The following is a 20,977-nucleotide window of genomic DNA, read 5'->3' as shown; positions in this document are numbered from 1 at the left end:
GCAGGCGGAACTTATACCCTAACCATTACAAGTGCTACTCCATCAGGATGTGTAAAACAGTCTTCTGTAACAGTAATACAAAATACAACACCTCCTCCAGTTTCATTAACTGCCACCTCCCTCATTATATGTAAAGGAGAATCAACCACCATTACTGCAGCAGGAGCCATATCATACACTTGGAACGGATTACCCGGAAATGCAAACATACAAACCGTTTCTCCAATAGTCACCACAACCTATACCGTAACAGGAGTAGGTACCAACGGTTGTGTCGCACAAAAATCAATTACTATTACTGTGGTACCCGAAATTGTTTCTTCATTAGCAGATATCGAAATCTGTAAAGGAAATAAAGGTTCACTAGATGCAGGAGCAGGACCTAACTACACCTACTCATGGAACACAGGCGAGACTACACAAATTATTAATCCAACTCTCGAAGGAACTTATACTGTAACCATTAGCAATGGCGTTTGTGCTAAAACCTTCTCTGCCAAAGTTACCTATACACAAGTTCCGGAGATTCTGGATATTGTATATCAAGATGATGCCCTAACGATTAAGGTGAAAAATAATGAAAATTTACCCCTAGAATATTCTATCGACGATGGGGTAACATGGCAAAGTTCAAATATATTCTACAATGTTCATAAAAACACAGAATATGCCATCAGAGTAAGAAACATAAGAACCCTATGTGATGCTTCCGTTCTTTATTATACATTCTTTCTACCCAATGTTATAACTCCAAATGATGATGGACACAATGATGTGATAAGTTTCGCAGGAATTGCAAAATTTAAAAACTTCTCTGCTACAATATTTGACAGGTACGGACTCCAGATATTCAAAGCTACTAAAGAAAATCCTGTGTGGGACGGAAAATTCTTAGCTCGCGTGATCCCTACGGCCACCTATTGGTATATCGCATCTTGGGAAGATAGGATAACAGGAAGACCAATTAAATTATCCGGCTGGATACTCCTAAAGAATAGACGAAATGATGAGAGAATAATTCCGATCAATAATTAATAAAATCCTCAAAAACGGCAAGCCTATTCTCTCTGAGAAATGGCTGCCTATTTATTTTTTTAATAAAAGACAAACACAGAATGAATAAAAAAATAGCATGTTATTTCTTAATTATTTTATTTTGTTTATCATACAAAAGTTCAGCCCAAACTTATCAAGATACCCCCAACATAATTAATAAGTCCGGAGCTCTAAAACTAAATAACTTAAGAAACTTAAGAAATTTAAATACCCAATGTCCTAGTCATAATATAATCATCAACGGAACATTTACTGATAATGCTAATAATTGGATATTACAGCCCGGATGGGATGCTCCTGGTTCACAAGCACTTTTTTCTGAAAACTATGCAACAAATAAAGATATTTCTCAAAGCTTAAACAATTTAGATTTAGCAAATACTAATAATTTCATTCCTTTAACCCTCACATTAGGAACTCAGGATGGAAATCAGAGTGCAGGATCTACGGCTAAATTACAAATATTATTAAACAATACCGTATATGCTACTATTGATAACGGTACACAAAGAAATCCCGCTATAAATAATGTTAAAATTACCCTTAGCAATGGTGCAACTTCCAATTTCATCCCTTTTACTACAGCCAATATAAATGGTTTTACTAAACAGACTTTTACAGTTTATATCCCCAGTAGCACCATTCCTAATACTTCGACTCTAATTTTCAGAGCAACAACCGGAATTGATGATTGGTTGTTAGAAGATATTTCAATATTAGCTTTTACTTGTGATCATGATGGAGATGGAGTTCCTGATTATATAGACTTAGACAATGATAACGATGGTATTCTGGATACCGATGAATGTCCCAATATTTTTGAAAATGTTGATTTTTCAACCAGTAACAATGTTCCATATACATTTACAGCTCCACCAACGGATTTAGGTTTTATTTTTGATGTATATCAATTAGATAATTCATTTAATTTAATTATCAATGGAAATAGTTTAGCAAATCAAGAAATACAATTCGAAAATTTTTTAATAAATAATATTAGATTTGCTGACGGTTCAAGATATGGACAAAATGGAATACCGGACATATGGAATATAATAGGTTCTTCAGCTACAAACCCTGCTGTTAGAATTATTATTAATCCTAATGGAAGCATAAATATGTATGGAAGTAAAACATCGGGAGGCCCACTTCTTCCTTTAGAACTTTTTAACGGAGCGTTCTTTAATAATATTATCTGGAATAGCCAAAGTAATAATATAGTAAAAATAACGCAATTAGTACAAGGAATGACATATATTTCAGGTACTGGAGGAGGTTACAAATCGGGATTTTGCGACTTGGATGGGGATGGTATATCTAATCAATTTGATTTAGATTCTGATGGAGATGGATGTTTTGATTCTATAGAAGGTGATGAAAACGTCACACTATCTCAAATCAATGCCAATGGATCCATAGCAGGACCTGTAGATTCACAAGGAGTTCCTATCTTAGTAAATGCTGGTGGAGCCGCAGATATTGGCGGAGATCAAGGACAAGGAATAGGATCTTCTCAAGATGCAACTATTAACACGTGCTCTTGTGATCCGCCTACTATTACAAGCTCATCATCAACAATCTGTATTGGCCAAACCGTAACTCTTACTTCAAGTCAAGCTACAGGAAACACTTGGTCTACAGGTGAAACCACACAATCTATTGTTGTGACAACTCCAGGAACATATACGGTAACGCATTCTGACAGTGTATGTACAAGTGCTCCCGCATCTATTACGATAGTACAAGGACTTGTTCCCACTGTCCAAAATACAGGTTTAAGTGTATGTTCAGATTCAGCAACAGCTACTTTTGATCTTAGTTCAGCGCAAGCTGATATTAGTGTAACTCCCGGGGTAAGTTTTACCTATTATACCAACCAAGCAGATGCCATAGCAGGAAATACAAATAATATTGCTAATCCTTCTGCATATACTTCTGCAAATACAACTCTTTATGTAAGGGTAGCATCTGCACAAGGCTGTTTTAATGTTGCCGAACTTCAGCTCAACATAAATCCGAATCCGGTTCCGGTAATTACAGCATCTGCCAATGTAATTTGTAATGATAATCCCGTAACGCTAACTTCAAATTTACCTACAGGAAACGTTTGGTCCACAGGAGAAACAACACAAACCATTACCGTTTCAAATGAGGGAACCTATACCTTAACCAATAACAACGGTACCTGTATAAGTACACCGGCTTCTATTGCTATTCTTAAACAAATAGATCCAAATCTCCAAATAGCAGGAAACCTCCTATTTTGTGAAGGTGATTCCACGATATTAACCGCAACTGCTAACGGAACCGGAAACACATTCTTATGGTCTAATGGAACCACAGGACCTACAAATACGGTGACAGCTCCCGGTATTTATTCCGTTACCCTAACAACAGCTTTAGGATGCCAGTATCAACAATCGGTAACCGTTGCCATGGATCCTATTATCATTGTCAACATATTACCTCCTTCACAGACCATTACCTGTCTGGTAACTGAAATAACACTGGATGCTACGGCATCTGTATATCAACCAGGAGCTACTTTCCTATGGACAGCTACAGCAGGGGGAAATATTGTATCAGGGGGAAATACTTTAAATCCTGTAGTAAATGCAGGCGGAACTTATACCCTGACCATTACAAGTGCTACTCCATCAGGATGTGTAAAACAGTCTTCTGTAACAGTAATACAAAATACAACACCTCCTCCGGTTTCATTAACTGCCACCTCCCTCATTATATGTAAAGGAGAATCAACCACCATTACTGCAGCAGGAGCTGTATCATACACTTGGAACGGATTACCCGGAAATGCAAACATACAAACCGTTTCTCCAATAGTCACCACAACCTATACCGTAACAGGAGTAGGTGCCAACGGTTGTGTCGCACAAAAATCAATTACTATTACTGTGGTACCCGAAATTGTTTCTTCATTAGCAGATATCGAAATCTGTAAAGGAAATAAAGGTTCACTAGACGCAGGAGCAGGACCTAACTACACCTACTCATGGAACACAGGCGAGACTACACAAATTATTAATCCAACTCTCGAAGGAATTTATACCGTAATCATTAGCAATGGCGTTTGTGCTAAAACCTTCTCTGCCAAAGTTACCTATACACAAGTTCCGGAGATTCTGGATATTGTATATCAAGATGATGCCCTAACGATTAAAGTAAAAAATAATGAAAATTTACCCCTAGAATATTCTATCGACGATGGGGTAACATGGCAAAGTTCAAATATATTCTACAATGTTCATAAAAACACAGAGTATGCCATCAGAGTAAGAAATATAAGAACCCTATGTGATGCTTCTGTTCTTTATTATACATTCTTTCTACCCAATGTTATAACTCCAAATGATGATGGACACAATGATGTGATAAGTTTCGCAGGAATTGCAAAATTTAAAAACTTCTCTGCTACAATATTTGACAGGTACGGACTCCAGATATTCAAAGCTACTAAAGAAAATCCTGTGTGGGACGGAAAATTCTTAGCTCGTGTGATCCCTACAGCCACCTATTGGTATATCGCATCTTGGGAAGATAGGATAACAGGAAAACCAATTAAATTATCCGGCTGGATACTCCTAAAGAATAGATAAACTGGTGAAACTAATATAAAAATTAATACCTAAAAAATTCTTTAAAAAATTGAATTAACACAAAGTAAAAATATAAGTTTATAAAAGTCTCATATTTATGAGGCTTTTTTGTTTTCAATAATTATTTTTGTAAGATGAACTATTCCGCAGAGCTCAAAAAATTCGTAACCAGCCAATATGTATATTCTGCTATCAGGATTACATTGGCTACTGTTCTGCCATGTTTGGTTCTGGCACACTTCGGAATATTAAAAGAATACTTTCTATTTCCTTTGGGAACTAGTTTTGTCGCACTCTGCGATCAACCCGGCCCATTTATCAGAAGAAGAAATGCATTAACCTTCGCTATTTTCTGTTTTGTGTTAGTCGCGCTTATTGCCAGCTTGGTGATGCATGTTAAAATTTTGGTCATCTTTGAGATCATTATATTTGGAATGTTTTTTTCGCTGATTGGCGTGTACGGACAAAGATTAGCCGCCGTAGGATCATTATCCTTAGTGGTCTTGGCCATCTTTATTGACGGGCACCTTACCGGCGTTAATATTTTTAAAGGGTTACTCATTTTTGCATCCGGATGCGCTTGGTTTTTATTGATATTCCTTATTGTTACCACCATTCAGCCTTATAAATTGGCCAGTCAGATGATTGGTGAGAATTATCTTCAATTGGCGGAATTCTTAAAAATCAAAGCCAATTACTATCAAAAAAATCCGGATTTCGATAAGCTGACAACGCAGGTTATCGCTAAGCAGATCGGAATTAAAAACCTTCAGGAAGAAACCAGAGAAACTGTTTTTAAAACAAGAACCATCGTTAATGAATCTACCACAACAAGCCGATTGCTGATGTTGATGTTCCTTAACTCAATGGACTTGCATGAAAAATTAATGACTTCCGAAAGCGATTATCAAAAACTTCAGCAGAGTTTTGAGGATAGCCTGATCCTGGTAAACATTCATGATTATCTTAATTTATTGGCCGAGGAAATTACCAATATTGGGATCTCCCTTCAAATTGGCACCCGCGCAAAACCATTATTCGATTTAGAAATTGAACATAAAAAGCTAAACATCCATTATTTCGAGCTTAGAAATAAACAGTTATCTCCAGATAATCTGGAAAACTTCATGATCTTGCGCCAAATATTAATGCGTATTAGTGAGATCACAAAAGAAATCAGTGAGATCTATAAAGTATTTTCACAAAACGTAAAACTGGCCAAGAGTCTTTCCACCGGATTAGACTTAAAAAAATTCATGCCTAATGAAGAGAAGCTTAATTTTAAAGTATTAAGAAATAACATTTCTCTTTCTTCATCCCATTTTAGGCACGCACTAAGAATTACAATCGCTTTATTGATTGGTTATCTTTTTTCTATGTTCGAGTTTTTTGTTATTGGTCATGCGTATTGGATCTTAATTACAATCGTTGCTATTTTAAAGCCCGCCTACTCTATCACCAAACAACGGAACTTGCTTCGTCTTTACGGAACCATTGTAGGGGCTTCAACGGCGTATGCTATTTTACATTTCATCCATATTAATGCTGTTTTATTTACGATCCTTCTTTTAAGTATGATCATGTGTTTCAGTTTTCTGAAAGGCCGCTATTTTTGGGCTGTTTCATTCATGACGATTTATGTTTTCTTAAGTTTCAATTTCTTAAGTCCTGGGAAAATAGATGTTATTTTTAAAGATAGAATTTTAGATACCGTTGTTGCAGGAATTATTGCTTTTCTGGTTTCTTATATTGTTTTACCTGTTTGGGGACATACTCAGAATTTAGATTTAATGAAAAAATCTGCGGAGAGTAACCTCATCTATTTTCAAAGTGTTATTTCTAAATTTCTGGAAGGAGATTTTGATCTAGAAGAGTATAAAGTGAAACGGAAAAATGCTATTATTTCATTAGCTAACCTTTCCGACAACTTTCAAAGGATGATTTCTGAACCTAAGAATCAACAGAAAAAACTGGAGGTTGTTCATCAGTTTGTGGCAACATCCCATTTGATTACCGCTTATACCGCTTCCCTTTCTCAATATTCAAAAAACAATGAAGAATATCCTGAAATTGATGCTGAAAGCTGGAGCCGAAAAATAGAAGCCGAAATGCAAAAAGTGACAGCATTGCTTAACGGTGATAAGATCAATGAAACCTTGAAAATGGAAAGTCGCATTGAACCTGAAGATTCTTCCATTGAAGATTTGATCTTAAAAAGAAAAACCGAGATTGAAGAAAGTGATGTCGTAAAACCAATAGATCCTGATAAAATTTCTCATTTAACAGAACTAAAAAACATTCATGATGTGTTGGAATTAATCTATGACGTTGCCAAAGAGCAGAGAAAAGTAATAGAAAAATACAAAAGCGAATCTGAAACTACAGAGGCTGTTAAACCTATTCCTCTACAATCGTAAAACAGTAATCATCGAAAAATTCTACTCTGGCTTTTAACTCGTCAGAATAATGCTCGTCATAGACTCTGCATTTAATATGGTGAAGATGTTTCAATTCAAAAGGTCTTACTTCATAATGCTTTTTCAGAGACCAATGTTTAGAGTGGTGAATTTTATACATGCTTTCCTTTACACTCCAGATAATGGTATAAAAAGTATCTGCTTTATCTTCAGGAATAAAACCTCTTTCATCTTCGTAGGTAAATTTATCGATTACCCTTAAAATTTTAGGATTGAACTTTTCAACATCGATACCAATTTTATTTTTAGAAATGGCAATGGCAGCATATGGAAAAGAATGTGTGATAGAAATTTCGGCATCTTTTGGAGAAAGAAAAGGTTCTCTTTCCTTATATAATATCTTAGAATTAGGTTTCAACCCTTTCAACAATTTACGAACCATCAATACTTCCAATAATTTTTTGGGATGATAGTCTTTTACTTTTTCAGCATTTTCTGGCTCCAGAAGCTCATCAATATTGAGTTCCTCGCTTTCATCATACTTCCAAATAAGAATGGTAGCAGTATCATCGGAAAAATCACGGTAAAGAGGCATGGGTTTGTTTATTGGACAAAATTAGTGAAAAAATTCGGGCAGGACGCGCGAAGTTAAAAGATAGAGGTTTTTCATACAGCTTGTCATACTGGAAGCATCTCAACAGTTTTGTTAAAATTAAGTTTAAATTCCTCCGGAAATGACAAACTTTGTGTAAAACTTCATAAAAAGGAATGTTTAAGTCAAACCTAACAGGTTTATCAGCCCTAATTCCTCCAGAATGACAAACAGTTTATCAAAGAAAAGTCACATTTCATTAAAAAAAAATTCACTCAAATCTTAAGATTCAAGTGAATTCAATATTATATTAAAAGCTAAAAAACAAAGCAGTTAGTCGTAAAAACTTCCCACTTCCCTCATCCTGCTTCCATCAAACTTATTTAGACTGATGATTCACATCATTTCTGTGTTCCATAATTTCTAAATTCTCATCTACGAAATAAGCACTTCCAAATCCGTTTACATAAGAACCTTTAACCGGATGTAAACCGATAAGAATAAAATCCTTCATTTCTGCAATAACATCTACTACTTTTCCGTGATCTTCTTTTAATTTTCCAACAACAGAATTCCAAGTTTCAGAATCTCTTTCTACCTGAGAGGTTGTAGCTTCAATAGTTAAACGTTCGCGAGCATAGATTTGTTTTGTAGCAGATTCATCTTCAATAAACATCACTGAGGTTTTTCTTCCTTCTGAAAGATTCTTCGTGTGTTTCGCCATGAAAGAAACCAAAATATAGAATGTATTGTTTTCCTGAACAAAAGGTGCATAGCTTGAATTAGGTGTTCCTTCTGCATCAACAGTAGCCAAAATTACACTTTTCGTGTTAGCAATGAGTTCTTTTACTTTTGGTGTCAAAGGTTTTGCTTGCTTCTGAGCGTCGTCTTGAGTATTAGTATGATTCATAGTATAAAATTTATTCCTACAAAAATAAGTTATTTAGACTAAATAAACTTAATTTATATACAATTTCATTATTTTGAAATTAAGTAGCTGTTTTTGTATCTTAATTATTAATTGTAATTTTGCAATTCATTATCAATTGAATTTAAACTTATTCATTAACATATGAGTACAACAACACAATACGTTCCTTATAAAGTTAAGGACATTTCCCTAGCAGAATGGGGAAGAAAAGAAATTACCCTTGCAGAAGCAGAAATGCCAGGTTTGATGTCTATCCGTGAAGAATACGGACCATCTCAACCGCTTAAAGGAGCAAGAATCGCTGGATGTCTTCACATGACAATCCAAACAGCTGTTCTTATCGAGACTTTGGTTGCTTTAGGTGCTGAAGTTACTTGGTCTTCTTGTAATATTTTCTCTACTCAAGATCACGCTGCTGCTGCTATTGCTGCTGCAGGAATTCCTGTTTATGCATGGAAAGGTCTAAACGAAGTAGATTTTGACTGGTGTATCGAGCAAACTTTATTCTTTGGTGAAGACAGAAAACCATTGAACATGATTCTTGATGACGGTGGAGATTTAACAAACATGGTTTTTGATAAATACCCAGAATTTACTAAAGATATCAAAGGACTTTCTGAAGAAACTACAACTGGAGTTCACAGATTGTACGAAAGAATGAAAAACGGAACTTTGGTAATGCCTGCAATCAACGTAAATGATTCAGTTACTAAATCTAAATTCGACAACAAATACGGATGTAAAGAATCTGCAGTAGATGCTGTAAGAAGAGCGACAGACCTTATGTTGGCTGGAAAAAGAGTGGTAGTTTGCGGATACGGAGATGTTGGTAAAGGTACGGCTGCTTCTTTCAGAGGAGCTGGTTCTATCGTTACTGTTACGGAGATTGATCCAATTTGTGCGCTTCAAGCTGCAATGGACGGTTTCGAAGTTAAAAGATTAGATACTGTTGTAGATAACGCAGATATCGTAATCACAACTACTGGTAACTTTAACATCGTAAGAGGAGAACATTTCCTTAAAATGAAAGATAAAGCGGTAGTTTGTAACATTGGTCACTTCGATAACGAAATCGATATGGCTTGGTTAAACGAAAACTATGGTTCTACAAAATCTGAAGTTAAACCACAAGTAGATATCTATACTATTGAAGGTAAAGAAGTAATTATTCTTGCTGAAGGTAGATTGGTAAACCTTGGTTGTGCAACAGGACACCCAAGTTTTGTAATGTCTAACTCGTTCTCTAACCAAACATTGGCTCAGATCGAATTATGGACTAACTCTGCTGCTTACGGAAACGAAGTATACATGTTACCTAAGCATTTAGATGAAAAAGTAGCTGCTCTTCACCTTAAGAAATTAAGCGTTGAACTAGAAGTTCTTTCTACTGAACAAGCTGAATACATCGGTGTTGACGTAAAAGGACCATTCAAACCTGAGTACTACAGATACTAGAAATGTGATCCTAGGCTTGCCGAAGGATTTCAAAATAATAGAAACTCTCCATTTTTTGGGGAGTTTTTTTGTTTTCAAATTCATTCATTTTAAAACAGAAAATTGATATATAAAGCAAATTAGCAATTCATGATTTACATTTTTAGGAGCTTAATCACGCTATCCGCTCATACTCCTCGCTCCAAAGCTTTATCCAATACTTGCTGTGGGGTAACCGCTTCTATCGTGGCTAAATTTACCGTGTTTTCCCCTATATGCCAGTATCATAAAATTTAATATATTTGGTATCTTTAACAAAAAACAATAAATATGAAAAAACAAAATGTTTCAACCGCATTCATCGCAGCATCTTGGGTTGCACTGGGAGCTGGTATGGTAGGATTTATCGTAGGTCTTGTGAGAGCCGAAATGCAGCTTAATGAAAAAGGATATTATTTCACCATCCTACTTTACGGATTATTTGCCGTTATTTCTTTACAGAAAGCAGTTCGTGACAGATTAGAAAATATAAAGGTTACCAATATTTATTATGGCATCTGCTGGTTTGCAACACTATCTTCAATTACTTTATTAGCCATTGGATTAGTAAACGCCACTATCCTGCCTAGTGAAAAAGGGTTTTATGGCTTTGCCTTTTTATTAGCACTTTTCGGGGCTATTGCTGTTCAAAAAAATACCAGAGACAACATGCAACAGGAATAATACAATATTCTTATTTCAGAGAATTTCTTATAGAATTTTCGGTAAAACTTAAATTAAAAAACATTTATAATAATAAATTCTTCAATATTTTGGAGAATTTATTATTTTTACAATCATTAATTCACAAATTATTGATATGTTTAAAAAACTTTTACCATTTATTCTTTTACTATTATTTCAAGTTGTAAAATCCCAGGATGAATTTATTACGATCTGGAAACCAAATTCACCCAATCAATACCCTTTATTAGGTCCCACAATGCCCAATGCGGCAGGAGCCAATCAAATTTGGTTTCCTGGAATAGGTAATAATTATACAATAAGCTGGGAAGAGGTGAACTATCCTCAACATAACGGTGCCATGACCAATGTAACCTCAACAGATCGTATTTTAATCGATTTTGGAACACCCTTAAATCCAAATCCGGCTGATGCAACATTCAAAGTAAAAGTAATCAACGGAAATGGAGCATTCAATCAAATAAAATTTGGACAAAACATTATACAGCCTAGTCCATTTATGGATATTGTCGTTCCAAAAACCTCTGGAAGTGCTGATAAAATTACTGAAATAGCTCAATGGGGAAATATCCAATGGACATCAATGAACAATGCTTTTGCTCAGTGTTTTTTTATTCAAATAACAGCAACAGATTCTCCCGACCTTAGCACCGCTACAGATGCTTCACTAATGTTTTATAATACTTTCAATTTTACGGGAAGTATTTCAATGGCAAATTGGGATACTTCTTCCCTCAAAAATTTCAAACATATATTTGCACTTGGAGCTCATCCTCTTGGTGCACAAAATAGTACTTTCAATCCTCCGATCGGATCTTGGGATATGTCCTCAGCCGAAGATATTAGTTATATGTTTATGAAGAGAAAAACTTTCAATCAAAATTTAAACAGTTGGAATACCTCTAAAGTCACCAATATGTCTTACACTTTTGCCGAGGCTATACTGTTTAATCAACCACTTAATAATTGGGATACTTCAAAGGTTACCAATATGTCTTATATGTTTCATTATGACCCTAATTTTAATCAGCCACTTGATAATTGGAATACTTCAAGTGTTACCAATATGGGACATATGTTTCATGGTGATATCAATTTCAACCAATATTTAGGTTCATGGGACGTAAGCAAGGTTACTGAGATGAATACGATGTTTCAGGGAGCTACAGGGTTTAATCAGTCTTTAGAAAAGTGGAATTTAAATGCATTATACTCTGCTAATAACATGATCTCACTTACAGGAATAGATTGCAACAATTATAGCAGAACTCTTTTTAAATGGGCAAATAATCCCAATACACCGAATAATATTTTGCTTCAAGATGTAACTCCGCTCCAATATTCTCTCACTGTTAATAACGAAAGAAATATACTGATATCCAAAGGTTGGATAATCACGGGAGATACCGGCACAGAATGTGAGTTTCTAGGAGTTTCGGAAAATAATTTGAAAGATTTACTATCCATCTACCCCAATCCCGCAACAGATTTTATTTATGTGAAAAATAGTAAAGATGTAAAAAGTTATATCATTTCAGATTTGAGTGGAAGAATTATCATGAAAGATTCTTTATCTAAGGATGAAATCAATATTCGAAGTTTAGCCACCGGAAATTATATTCTCCAAATTATTGCGAAAGATAAAATTCACTCTTTTAAATTTATAAAAAGATAGAAAAAGCCTCACAAAACGTGAGGCTTTTTAGTGAATGGCAAATGGTCAATTCACCTTATTTATCATATTGATTAGGATGCTGTGCTTTGATATCATCCACAGTTCCCAATACTTTATCTTTTAAAGCATCTTGGTATTTCTGAAGTTTTTCAGCCACCTGAACATCCCCCGTTCCAAGAATTTTAGCCGCCAAAATTCCGGCATTTAAAGCTCCATTCAACGCTACTGTTGCTACAGGAATTCCACCAGGCATTTGAAGGATTGATAATACAGAATCCCAACCGTCAATAGAATTACTCGACAAAATCGGAACGCCAATGACCGGTAAAGTTGTACAGCTCGCTACCATTCCCGGAAGATGGGCAGCGCCTCCTGCTCCGGCAATAATTACTTTCAAGCCTCTTTCTTTTGCCGTTTTGGCATAATCAAACATTCTCTCCGGCGTTCTGTGAGCCGAAACTACTGTAAGCTCATACGGAATATCTAACGTTTTTAAAAAATTTGCAGCTTGTTCCATGATCGGTAAGTCACTCTGACTTCCCATAATAATTCCTACCATCTTCAATTTTTATTAGAGTTCAAAGATAAAGAATTTAAGTCTTTTTTTTAAATGCCATAAATAAAAACCTCAGCTACTTATTTCTAAATGCAGAAGGTGAGATTCCTTTTAATTTTTTGAAAAACCGATTCAGGTGACTTTTATCGGTAAATCCGAATTCATTTGCTATTTCATTGATGCGCATATCACTATATTTCAGACGATTTTCAATGAGCCCCATTTTATATTGAGCAATATATTCATGTAACGTTTTATCTGTCTGATTTTTAAAATATCTGCCTACATACGTTTTCGAAATCCCAAATATGATACTGATATTTTCCGCCGTCAATTTTTCAGGATCATAAATATTTCCATGAACATATTGAATGATGTTCGCTGCTTTATTATCTGTTTTTTCATCAATCGAAACAAAAGTTTCATGCATAATATTTCGGGCTACAATCGTAAGAATAGACTGCACCAACAATTGAATCACTTCATTAGCATAAAAATTTTCATGATTCATCTCCATTAAGAGACTTTCCATAAGGTTTTTAATTATCCTTTCTTCCTGTTCATCTTTTATAATGGCTCCTTGAAAAGTATGGGTTGAAAAAGTCTGTTCAAGACGTTGCAAAAAAGTAGTTGTTATCTGATGAGAATGAAAAAATACTTTATTAAATCTAATGAAAAACAATTGTGTCTCCGTTTCAAACGTAAAAGAATGAGAATCTTCAGGAGCAAGTAAGAAAAGATTTCCTTCCCGGTAAGAAAATTGATTACCGTTGATATCTTGCGTCCCTTTTCCGCAAACAATATAAACCAATTCGAAAAAACTGACGCTATGTTCACCTCGTGGACAAACATTCATCGGTTCTTTTAAAACGAGTTCAAATGGCTTTTGTAAATAATCTTGTTTCATGACAATATTATACCCTTTTATGATGTAAAAATACAACATTTTAACATGGTTCATTCCCCAACTTTGTAGAACAAAAAAAGATCATAATGAATTCAATAATTAATACACAAAAAATGAAAGCACAAGTATTAGAACAATTTGGAAGCCTCTTAGCTGTAAAAGAAATCGACAAACCAGAACCTAAAGATCATGAAGTTTTGGTTAAAGTAAAAGCGAGCGGGCTTAATCCTTTAGACCTTAAAATAAAAAATGGACAAGCGGCCCATGCTGAAGCTATTCTTCCAATGATATTAGGCGTAGATATGTCAGGAATTATTGAAAAAACAGGAAAAGACATTCATAACTTCAAAGTAGGTGATGAAGTATTTGGCTTGGTGGGAGGTGTTTCGGATCTTCAGGGAACATTAGCAGAATACATTGCGGTAGATGCCGATTTGCTCGCCTTAAAACCCAAAAACATCTCATTTAGAGAAGCTGCAGCAACACCTTTGATATTTATTACGGCATGGGAAGCTGTCGTAGATCATATCAACATACAAAAGGATCAAACTATTTTAATTCACGGTGGTAATGGCGGTGTGGGACATGTAGCCATCCAAATTGCCAACGCAAAAGAAGCAAAAGTATATACAACGATTTCGTCACCATCATCAGAAATCATCAAAAAATATAATGTAGTCGCCATTGATTATAACCATTCATCTGTAGAAGAATACGTAACAAAATATACGGATGGAGAAGGATTTGATGCTGTTCTTGATACCGTGGGCGGAACTGTTTTAGAAAATTCTTTTAAAGCCGTAAAAAGATATTCAGGACATGTTGCAAGCATTTTGGGTTGGGGTACGCACAGCCTCGCTCCATTGTCTTTTCGGAATGCTACATATTCGGGAGTCTTTGCTTTATATCCGTTATTGTCAGGTAAAAACAGAAAACATTTCGGAGAGATATTGTCTCAAGCCTCACAACTTTTTGCAGAAGGAAAGCTGAAAATAGAACTTCATGATGAACATTACAACCTAATGCAGGCCAACGAAGCTTATGAAGTTTTGGAAAATAAAAAGTCAACAGGAAAAATGGTGATTGATATAGATTAGTCCTGTCTTAGATGGATGACAAACTATATAAATTTTTATTCTCGCAGATTTCGCAAATAATGATGCCTAAAAATCTGCGCAATCCGCAAAATCTGCGAGAGATAAAAAACACTACTTCAAGAGTCAGCATCCAATTTTAAAGCTTAAAACAAATCCATTATGTAAAAATCAATCTTAACATTCTGTTCCCTTTAAAATTAACCAAACTGTACCCATTTTCTTCCTATCAAAAAAGATATATTTGCTTACCACTTTTATTCTATTTTGAAAGATTACAAACTCATTTTTGCCGTCATTACCGTAGCACTGGTCTGGGGGACAACCTTTTTGGCAATTCGTGTTGCTGTAGAAACTATTCCGGCATGGTTTGTAGCGGGAATCCGTCAGTTTTTGGCATCAATGATTATGTTATTGGTTTTGCTTTCAAGAAAAGAATTTAAATGGATTGGCTGGAAAAATCTAGGATATCAACTTGTCTTCTCTACGCTAATGTTGATCGTGGCTAACGGAATGACAACCGTTGCTGAAGAAACGGTATCAAGCAGCTTGGCTTCTCTGATAAGTGCATCCTCTCCTATTCTTGTTTTTTTAGGAAGCGTTGCAATTGGATTACAAAAATTCAGCTTCAGAGCTTTTCTTGGCGTTTTGATGTGCTTCAGCGGAATATTATTCATCTTCTGGGACGGAATTCAAGACCTTGGAAATCCTGAGTATAGAATGGGAATTATTTTTCTTTTCTGTGCTATTTCAGGATGGGCTTCAGGAACCATTTTCACTAAAAAATTAAATATTCAAAGCGGTAATATTTCCTTAAACTTATTTTACCAGTTTCTGTTTGCAGGAATTGTTCAGATCATCTTTGCCTTTATTTTTTCAGAACATTACAATTTCGAAAACTGGACCTTAAAAAGTATTTCGGCTATGTTATACTTATCTGTTTTTGGTTCCGTGGCAGCATTTTTCGCTTTTCATTATGCATTAACCAAAATATCACCGGTTCAGGTTTCCATATTGGCTTATATCAACACCATTATTGCCATATTTTTGGGTTGGTTGATCATGGATGAAAACATTACCCTAAAATTTATCATGGCAGCTGTCTTAATTATTTTGGGTGTATTTATTATTAACTATAAACCGGAGATGTTTAGAAAGCAAAGAGTTGGATAACTTTTACCTTTTATCCCCCTTCTCTGTAATCATTTTCTAATTTTTCCATTCCCCTTTTTTTTCCTATATTGTTTACACCAATATATCCCGCATGTTAAAAAACACATTATTTATACTTCTTGCCATTTCTTTCTTTTTGGTAAGCTGTAATGATAAAGAAAAAGAAAAAAATCTCATTTCCAGAGAGCAGCAATTGCTTCAAAAAGAAAAACTCTTTGCTCAGAAAGAATCAGAATATCAGGCATTATTAAAAATGAGAGACAGTCTTTTTTCAAAAGAAGATTCTGTGAAAATTCTCATGTGGCCAGCAGAAATTTCGGGTGACTGGACCGGAAAAGTAATATGCACAGAATCCAACTGCAGTGATTATGTGGTGGGAGATCAGCGCATCGATACTTGGGAGTTTGATAATGATTCTACCCAATTGGTGGCGAAGATCATTAACAATAATAATCTCATACGATTGTACGCAGGGAAGTTTGATCATAATGAAATCAAGCTTACCTTTAAAACAGATTCTACATTCAGTAAGAAAGTAGAGATGAATGTTTTACTTAATGATATTTCCGACAGCAAAATAAAAGGCACCCGAACCGTTATGGTAGATAACTGTGTGGCCAAGTTTTCGGTCGAATTAGTACGTTCCACAAAATAAACACCTATGATTTTACTGAATATACATAATCTCAGTCTTCCCATAGAAGATCCGGTATTAAAGTTCCTACTCGTCCTGATTATTATTCTTGCGGCTCCTCTTTTGCTGAATAAAATAAAAGTTCCCCATTTATTAGGACTTATTATTGCCGGAGCAGTGATTGGGCCCAACGGTTTCAATGTTTTATCAAGAGATAGCAGTATTGTGGTGACCGGAACTACCGGTTTGTTGTACATCATGTTCCTTGCCGGACTTGAAATTGACATGGGAGATTTTAAGAAAAACAAATGGAAAAGCCTCACCTTCGGAATCTATACTTTTGTAGTTCCCTTTATTTTAGGTTTTCTTGGAGGATATTATCTTTTACACTTTAATATTCTTACCTCCGTATTATTTGCCAGTTTGTTTTCCTCTCATACCCTGATTGCCTATCCTTTGGTCAGCAAGTTGGGAATTGCGAAAAATCTGGCCGTCAACATTACCGTTGGAGGAACAATGATTACGGATGTTCTAGCCCTTTTGGTACTCGCTGTTGTTGTAGGAATGTCCCAAGGAGATGTGGGCACAGCATTTTGGGTAAAATTATCGGTTTCCTTTATTGTTTTTGCCCTTATTGTTTTGTTGATATTTCCTATTATCGGACGTTGGTTTTTCAAAAAAGTAGATGATAAGATCTCGCAATATATTTTTGTTTTAGTAATGATCTATCTCGCCGCTCTATTAGCAGAATTGGCAGGCGTAGAAGCTATTATCGGAGCATTTTTTGCAGGATTGGCTTTGAACAGACTTATTCCGCACACTTCTTCATTAATGAACAGGGTTGAGTTTGTCGGGAATGCGATCTTTATTCCTTTCTTTTTGATCAGTGTAGGAATGTTGATTGATTTTAAAGTTTTCTTTAAAAGTTCAGAAACCCTTCAGGTAGCTGCCATTATGCTTATTGCATCCATTGGAGGTAAATATCTTGCAGCTATTGCCACTAAAAAAACATTTCGCCTTTCCAAAGATGAAGGAAAACTTATTTTCGGATTGAGTTCCGCTTCTGCAGCGGCAACGTTAGCTTCCGTAATGGTGGGATATAACATCATTATTTCTGAAACTGAAACCGGAGAACCCATAAGATTACTGAACGAACATGTATTGAATGGAAGTATTTTACTGATCTTGGTTTCGTGTACAATTTCCTCATTTATCTCTATGGCGAGTGCTCAAAAAATTGCTGAAAGCGATAATGAAGATACGGTTTCAGGAGTCAATCATGAGGAAGAGAATATCCTGTTGGCCATTAATCACGAAAAGACCGTGGAAAGAATGGTTAATCTTGGGATTCTGATAAAAGCACATTCCAATACGGAAGATCTATATGCTTTAAATGTTATTAATGAAGATAAAAATGAATCTTCTGTAAAAAATGCCGAAAAATTATTACATCAAGCCACCGATGCTGCTGCTGCTGCAGACGTAAAATTACAGGCTTTGAAGAGATATGACAATGACGTCATCAACGGTGTACATCACGTAATGAAAGAGCAAAACATTACAGATCTAATTATTGGGTTAGAAGATGAAAAAGGCTTCTCCCCTTCTTTTGTCTATAATCTTTACAACGGTTATCTACAAAATGATGATGTGAATGTATTGGTATATCATGCGGCACAACCTCTTTCAACTATTAAAAAATATGCGGTAATGATTCCTGAGAAAGCGCATAAGGAAGCCGGATTTTTTCATGCGCTTCTAAGAGTCTGGAATATTGCCAGAAACTCTGGGGCAACTGTGGTTTTCTATGCTCCGGAGGAAATTTTAGATGTCCTACAGAAAATCATTAAAAAAGCAAATATAGAAGCTGAATTCATCATTATGAACAGTTGGAGAGATGGAGAAAAAACAGCCGCTCAGCTAAAAGAAGACGAAGCCCTGATTGTTTTTATGGCCAAAAGAGGAATGCAATCTTACCTTCCACAAATGAGACTGATCCCTGAACTTTTGAATAAATATCTGCACAATAACAATTATCTTCTTATTTATCCGTTCTCAGAATTTGATAAAAACAATCCCGAAATAAGATCCGTTGGAAATCATGGAGACTTTATGGAAATTGGAAATATTATTCAGAAGATTTTTAAGTAAGAAATCTATATCTATTAAAACTAATAACCTATGAAAAAAACAATTAGCTTATTATTAATGTTGAGCTTAATATTCATTTCTGCTCAGGAACAAACCTATTCAGATAAAGAATTCCAACAAAAACTAGACTCTATCAAAGCCGAAGGAAATTTATTGTATTCCATGGAAAATGCTTCTTGGAATTCCTCTGATTTACTAAATAAAAACAAAAAAGTCCGTGATATTGCAGGAAATTATCTTACCTATAAAAGTAATGACACTGTTAAAACTGTTTTCTTAAATAAAGATCAAGATCTTGTAGTTGCAGAATATTCTTTTAAAAATAATTTAAAAAATGCAGTAAAAGAAAATTTCACACAAAGAAAATTAAATGATAGGGAAACTAATCTTAAAACTGTTCGTGAAAAAATCATTCCTCAACTCTCTGAACCTAAATATGAGGTAGGAACCCCTAAAGATTATACGTTGAATATAATTATCATTCCTTTTAATGAAGGCTATAAAACCTATCTAATTCCTGGAACCTCTCAATCAGGTATTATTCCATTTGGTAATGATTATTTATTCTACTCTGATAAAGAAGGTAAAATTTCATCAAGCAAAAGATTTCACTCTAGGCTTATCCCGACAATGACTGCAATGGCAGGCGAAGGTACTATGACAATGACAACTCATAGTCACTTAAGAACTAATCCTTTCATTTCTGCTACTGACATTTGTACTTTTAAACTTTATGCACCCCTCACTACATTAGACGAATTTTCTGTCTATTCACCCGCATTAGGCGTATATATGAAATACAATTATAAAAAAGATATACTAGAAAAAACTACAAAGCCTTAAAATTTCAATGAAAAAGACCATACTCGCTATAACGTCCATACTTCTTGTCATCATAATTGCCTTTACAGTGTATTGGAATTTACCGATTGCGATCACAAGAAAATCTGATATACAGTTTGGAAATCAACTGATCAAAAATATTGAAACCTACCATACCATCAACAAAAAGTTCCCTGAAAATCAAGATTGGAAAACACTTGAAAAACTAGGGTTCAAAAAAGAAGAAAAAGGAACAAAGCCTTATTATTCAACCGATCATCACCATTCTTATGAATTAATATACAAGGATGAATTTGAAGGTCCCTATTTACTGTGGAATTCCCAAGAAAAAAAATGGACGATAGATTATCCTAAAATTCATGAATAATTTAACAATGAAAAATATAGTTTATTTACTTTCTATTATTATCTGCTCCAGCTTATATAGTCAAACAAATAAGAGAAAAATAAGAGATAGTCTAGAGGAGGAATCAATCAAAAATTTGACTCATCAAATTCTTGTAGATTTTAAAGATTTAAATTATATTAAACTTAATCAAAAGATTATTTCAGATATTGATTTTAACCAATTAAAAAATGAAAATCTCGTTTTGTATTTTAGTAGCTTACGTCGACCGATATTCCTAATTTCTCCTTTTGATGATGTTCCTCGAAACATGAATCCTGCTTTCAATCAGACTACATTCTGGAATAAAAAAACAATAAGGTGTATTAGAAAAAAGCATCATAAAAATGTAATTCCTTATCTAAAGGAAGCTAATTCTTTTTTATTTGTGGAAAATAATAAACCTGAAAGCTATACAAGAATTTTCGGTAGCTATGATCTTAATGATAAAAAAAATATATTAAAACTTTCAAAAAAACAGGAAAAGGGGTTAATATTAAACACACAAGAAGAATTTTATTATTTCCCGTTTACAAGCAAAAACCTAACAATTAACACTAATAAGAAAACAGAAAATTTCAACACTTTATATTTAGAATTTCATAACAAACCTAATAAAATTGTAGTTGTGGACTTTATATATAATTTAAATTATAATAATGTCACTCACAAAACTTATCAGTATAAAAACAATAATTGGGAAGAGGTCTCATTACTAAAGGAATAAAGAAAAGCTGTAGTTATAATTACAGCTTTCCTTTATTCTTT

17 protein-coding genes are annotated in these 20,977 nt (G+C 34.6%); 13 read left to right on the top strand and 4 right to left on the bottom strand.

Annotated elements, in window-relative coordinates:
• From AMQ68_RS24670 to AMQ68_RS24660, 3 genes are all read left to right on the top strand, one after another.
• A partial coding sequence (locus AMQ68_RS24670) for a T9SS type B sorting domain-containing protein (protein WP_131725114.1) occupies positions 1–1,035 on the top strand: 1,035 nt, incomplete at its 5' end.
• An 80-nt stretch (positions 1,036–1,115) separates the two neighbouring features.
• Positions 1,116–4,673, top strand: coding sequence for a T9SS type B sorting domain-containing protein (locus AMQ68_RS24665; protein ID WP_054513259.1), 3,558 nt, complete (start codon positions 1,116–1,118; stop codon positions 4,671–4,673).
• Between the two features lie 134 nt (positions 4,674–4,807).
• Positions 4,808–7,090: an FUSC family membrane protein gene (locus AMQ68_RS24660; protein WP_054513258.1), complete on the top strand. Its 2,283-nt coding sequence runs from the start codon at positions 4,808–4,810 to the stop codon at positions 7,088–7,090.
• Here the strand turns inward: AMQ68_RS24660 and AMQ68_RS24655 are convergent.
• A complete protein-coding gene (locus AMQ68_RS24655) occupies positions 7,071–7,685 on the bottom strand; it encodes a 4'-phosphopantetheinyl transferase superfamily protein (RefSeq protein WP_054513257.1) in 615 nt (204 codons plus the stop codon). The two genes, AMQ68_RS24660 and AMQ68_RS24655, sit on opposite strands and share 20 nt — an antisense overlap.
• A gap of 376 nt (positions 7,686–8,061) precedes the next feature.
• Positions 8,062–8,592 carry a HugZ family protein gene (locus tag AMQ68_RS24650; protein ID WP_054513256.1) on the bottom strand — a complete coding sequence of 177 codons (531 nt, stop codon included), beginning with the start codon at positions 8,590–8,592 and terminating at the stop codon, positions 8,062–8,064.
• Positions 8,593–8,754: 162 nt separating this feature from the next.
• Here AMQ68_RS24650 and ahcY point away from each other — a divergent pair, with 162 nt between their 5' ends.
• The 3 genes from ahcY to AMQ68_RS24635 all read left to right on the top strand — a co-directional run bounded on the left by ahcY (position 8,755) and on the right by AMQ68_RS24635 (position 12,466).
• On the top strand, positions 8,755–10,068 hold the full coding sequence (gene ahcY, locus AMQ68_RS24645) for an adenosylhomocysteinase (RefSeq protein WP_054513255.1): 1,314 nt from the start codon (positions 8,755–8,757) through the stop codon (positions 10,066–10,068).
• Positions 10,069–10,377: 309 nt separating this feature from the next.
• Complete coding sequence (gene yiaA, locus AMQ68_RS24640) at positions 10,378–10,770, top strand: inner membrane protein YiaA (RefSeq protein ID WP_054513254.1); 393 nt, start codon at positions 10,378–10,380, stop codon at positions 10,768–10,770.
• Positions 10,771–10,906: 136 nt separating this feature from the next.
• Positions 10,907–12,466: a BspA family leucine-rich repeat surface protein gene (locus AMQ68_RS24635; RefSeq protein ID WP_054513253.1), complete on the top strand. Its 1,560-nt coding sequence runs from the start codon at positions 10,907–10,909 to the stop codon at positions 12,464–12,466.
• Between the two features lie 55 nt (positions 12,467–12,521).
• Here AMQ68_RS24635 and purE read toward each other — a convergent pair whose 3' ends face one another.
• Positions 12,522–13,025 (bottom strand): 5-(carboxyamino)imidazole ribonucleotide mutase, encoded by a 504-nt coding sequence (gene purE / locus AMQ68_RS24630; RefSeq protein ID WP_054513252.1) that lies wholly within the window; start codon positions 13,023–13,025, stop codon positions 12,522–12,524.
• A 73-nt stretch (positions 13,026–13,098) separates the two neighbouring features.
• Positions 13,099–13,983 (bottom strand): AraC family transcriptional regulator, encoded by an 885-nt coding sequence (locus AMQ68_RS24625; protein ID WP_082384287.1) that lies wholly within the window; start codon positions 13,981–13,983, stop codon positions 13,099–13,101.
• A gap of 32 nt (positions 13,984–14,015) precedes the next feature.
• On the opposite strand from AMQ68_RS24625, the gene AMQ68_RS24620 reads away from it, so the two are divergent.
• The 7 genes from AMQ68_RS24620 (at position 14,016) to AMQ68_RS24590 (ending at position 20,936) form a co-directional block, all read left to right on the top strand.
• Entirely contained in the window at positions 14,016–15,026 is a 1,011-nt protein-coding gene (locus AMQ68_RS24620) for a zinc-dependent alcohol dehydrogenase family protein (protein WP_198408901.1), read from the top strand.
• Between the two features lie 264 nt (positions 15,027–15,290).
• Positions 15,291–16,196 (top strand): DMT family transporter, encoded by a 906-nt coding sequence (locus AMQ68_RS24615; RefSeq protein WP_054513251.1) that lies wholly within the window; start codon positions 15,291–15,293, stop codon positions 16,194–16,196.
• 91 nt (positions 16,197–16,287) lie between these two features.
• Entirely contained in the window at positions 16,288–16,851 is a 564-nt protein-coding gene (locus tag AMQ68_RS24610) for a hypothetical protein (protein ID WP_054513250.1), read from the top strand.
• A gap of 6 nt (positions 16,852–16,857) precedes the next feature.
• Complete coding sequence (locus AMQ68_RS24605) at positions 16,858–18,981, top strand: cation:proton antiporter (protein ID WP_054513249.1); 2,124 nt, start codon at positions 16,858–16,860, stop codon at positions 18,979–18,981.
• Between the two features lie 30 nt (positions 18,982–19,011).
• Entirely contained in the window at positions 19,012–19,824 is an 813-nt protein-coding gene (locus AMQ68_RS24600) for a hypothetical protein (RefSeq protein ID WP_054513248.1), read from the top strand.
• A 7-nt stretch (positions 19,825–19,831) separates the two neighbouring features.
• Positions 19,832–20,191: a hypothetical protein gene (locus AMQ68_RS24595; RefSeq protein ID WP_123905782.1), complete on the top strand. Its 360-nt coding sequence runs from the start codon at positions 19,832–19,834 to the stop codon at positions 20,189–20,191.
• Positions 20,184–20,936, top strand: a complete 753-nt coding sequence (locus tag AMQ68_RS24590; RefSeq protein WP_054513246.1) for a hypothetical protein — start codon at positions 20,184–20,186, stop codon at positions 20,934–20,936. Before AMQ68_RS24595 ends, AMQ68_RS24590 begins: the two co-directional genes overlap by 8 nt.
• The last annotated feature ends 41 nt before the right edge of the window (positions 20,937–20,977 follow it).

This window comes from Chryseobacterium sp. ERMR1:04, from assembly GCF_001297705.1.
In the GTDB taxonomy this organism is placed as follows: domain Bacteria; phylum Bacteroidota; class Bacteroidia; order Flavobacteriales; family Weeksellaceae; genus Chryseobacterium.
The sequence above is the reverse complement of the archived record's forward strand: the minus strand, read 5'-3'. Positions and strand labels throughout refer to the sequence as shown.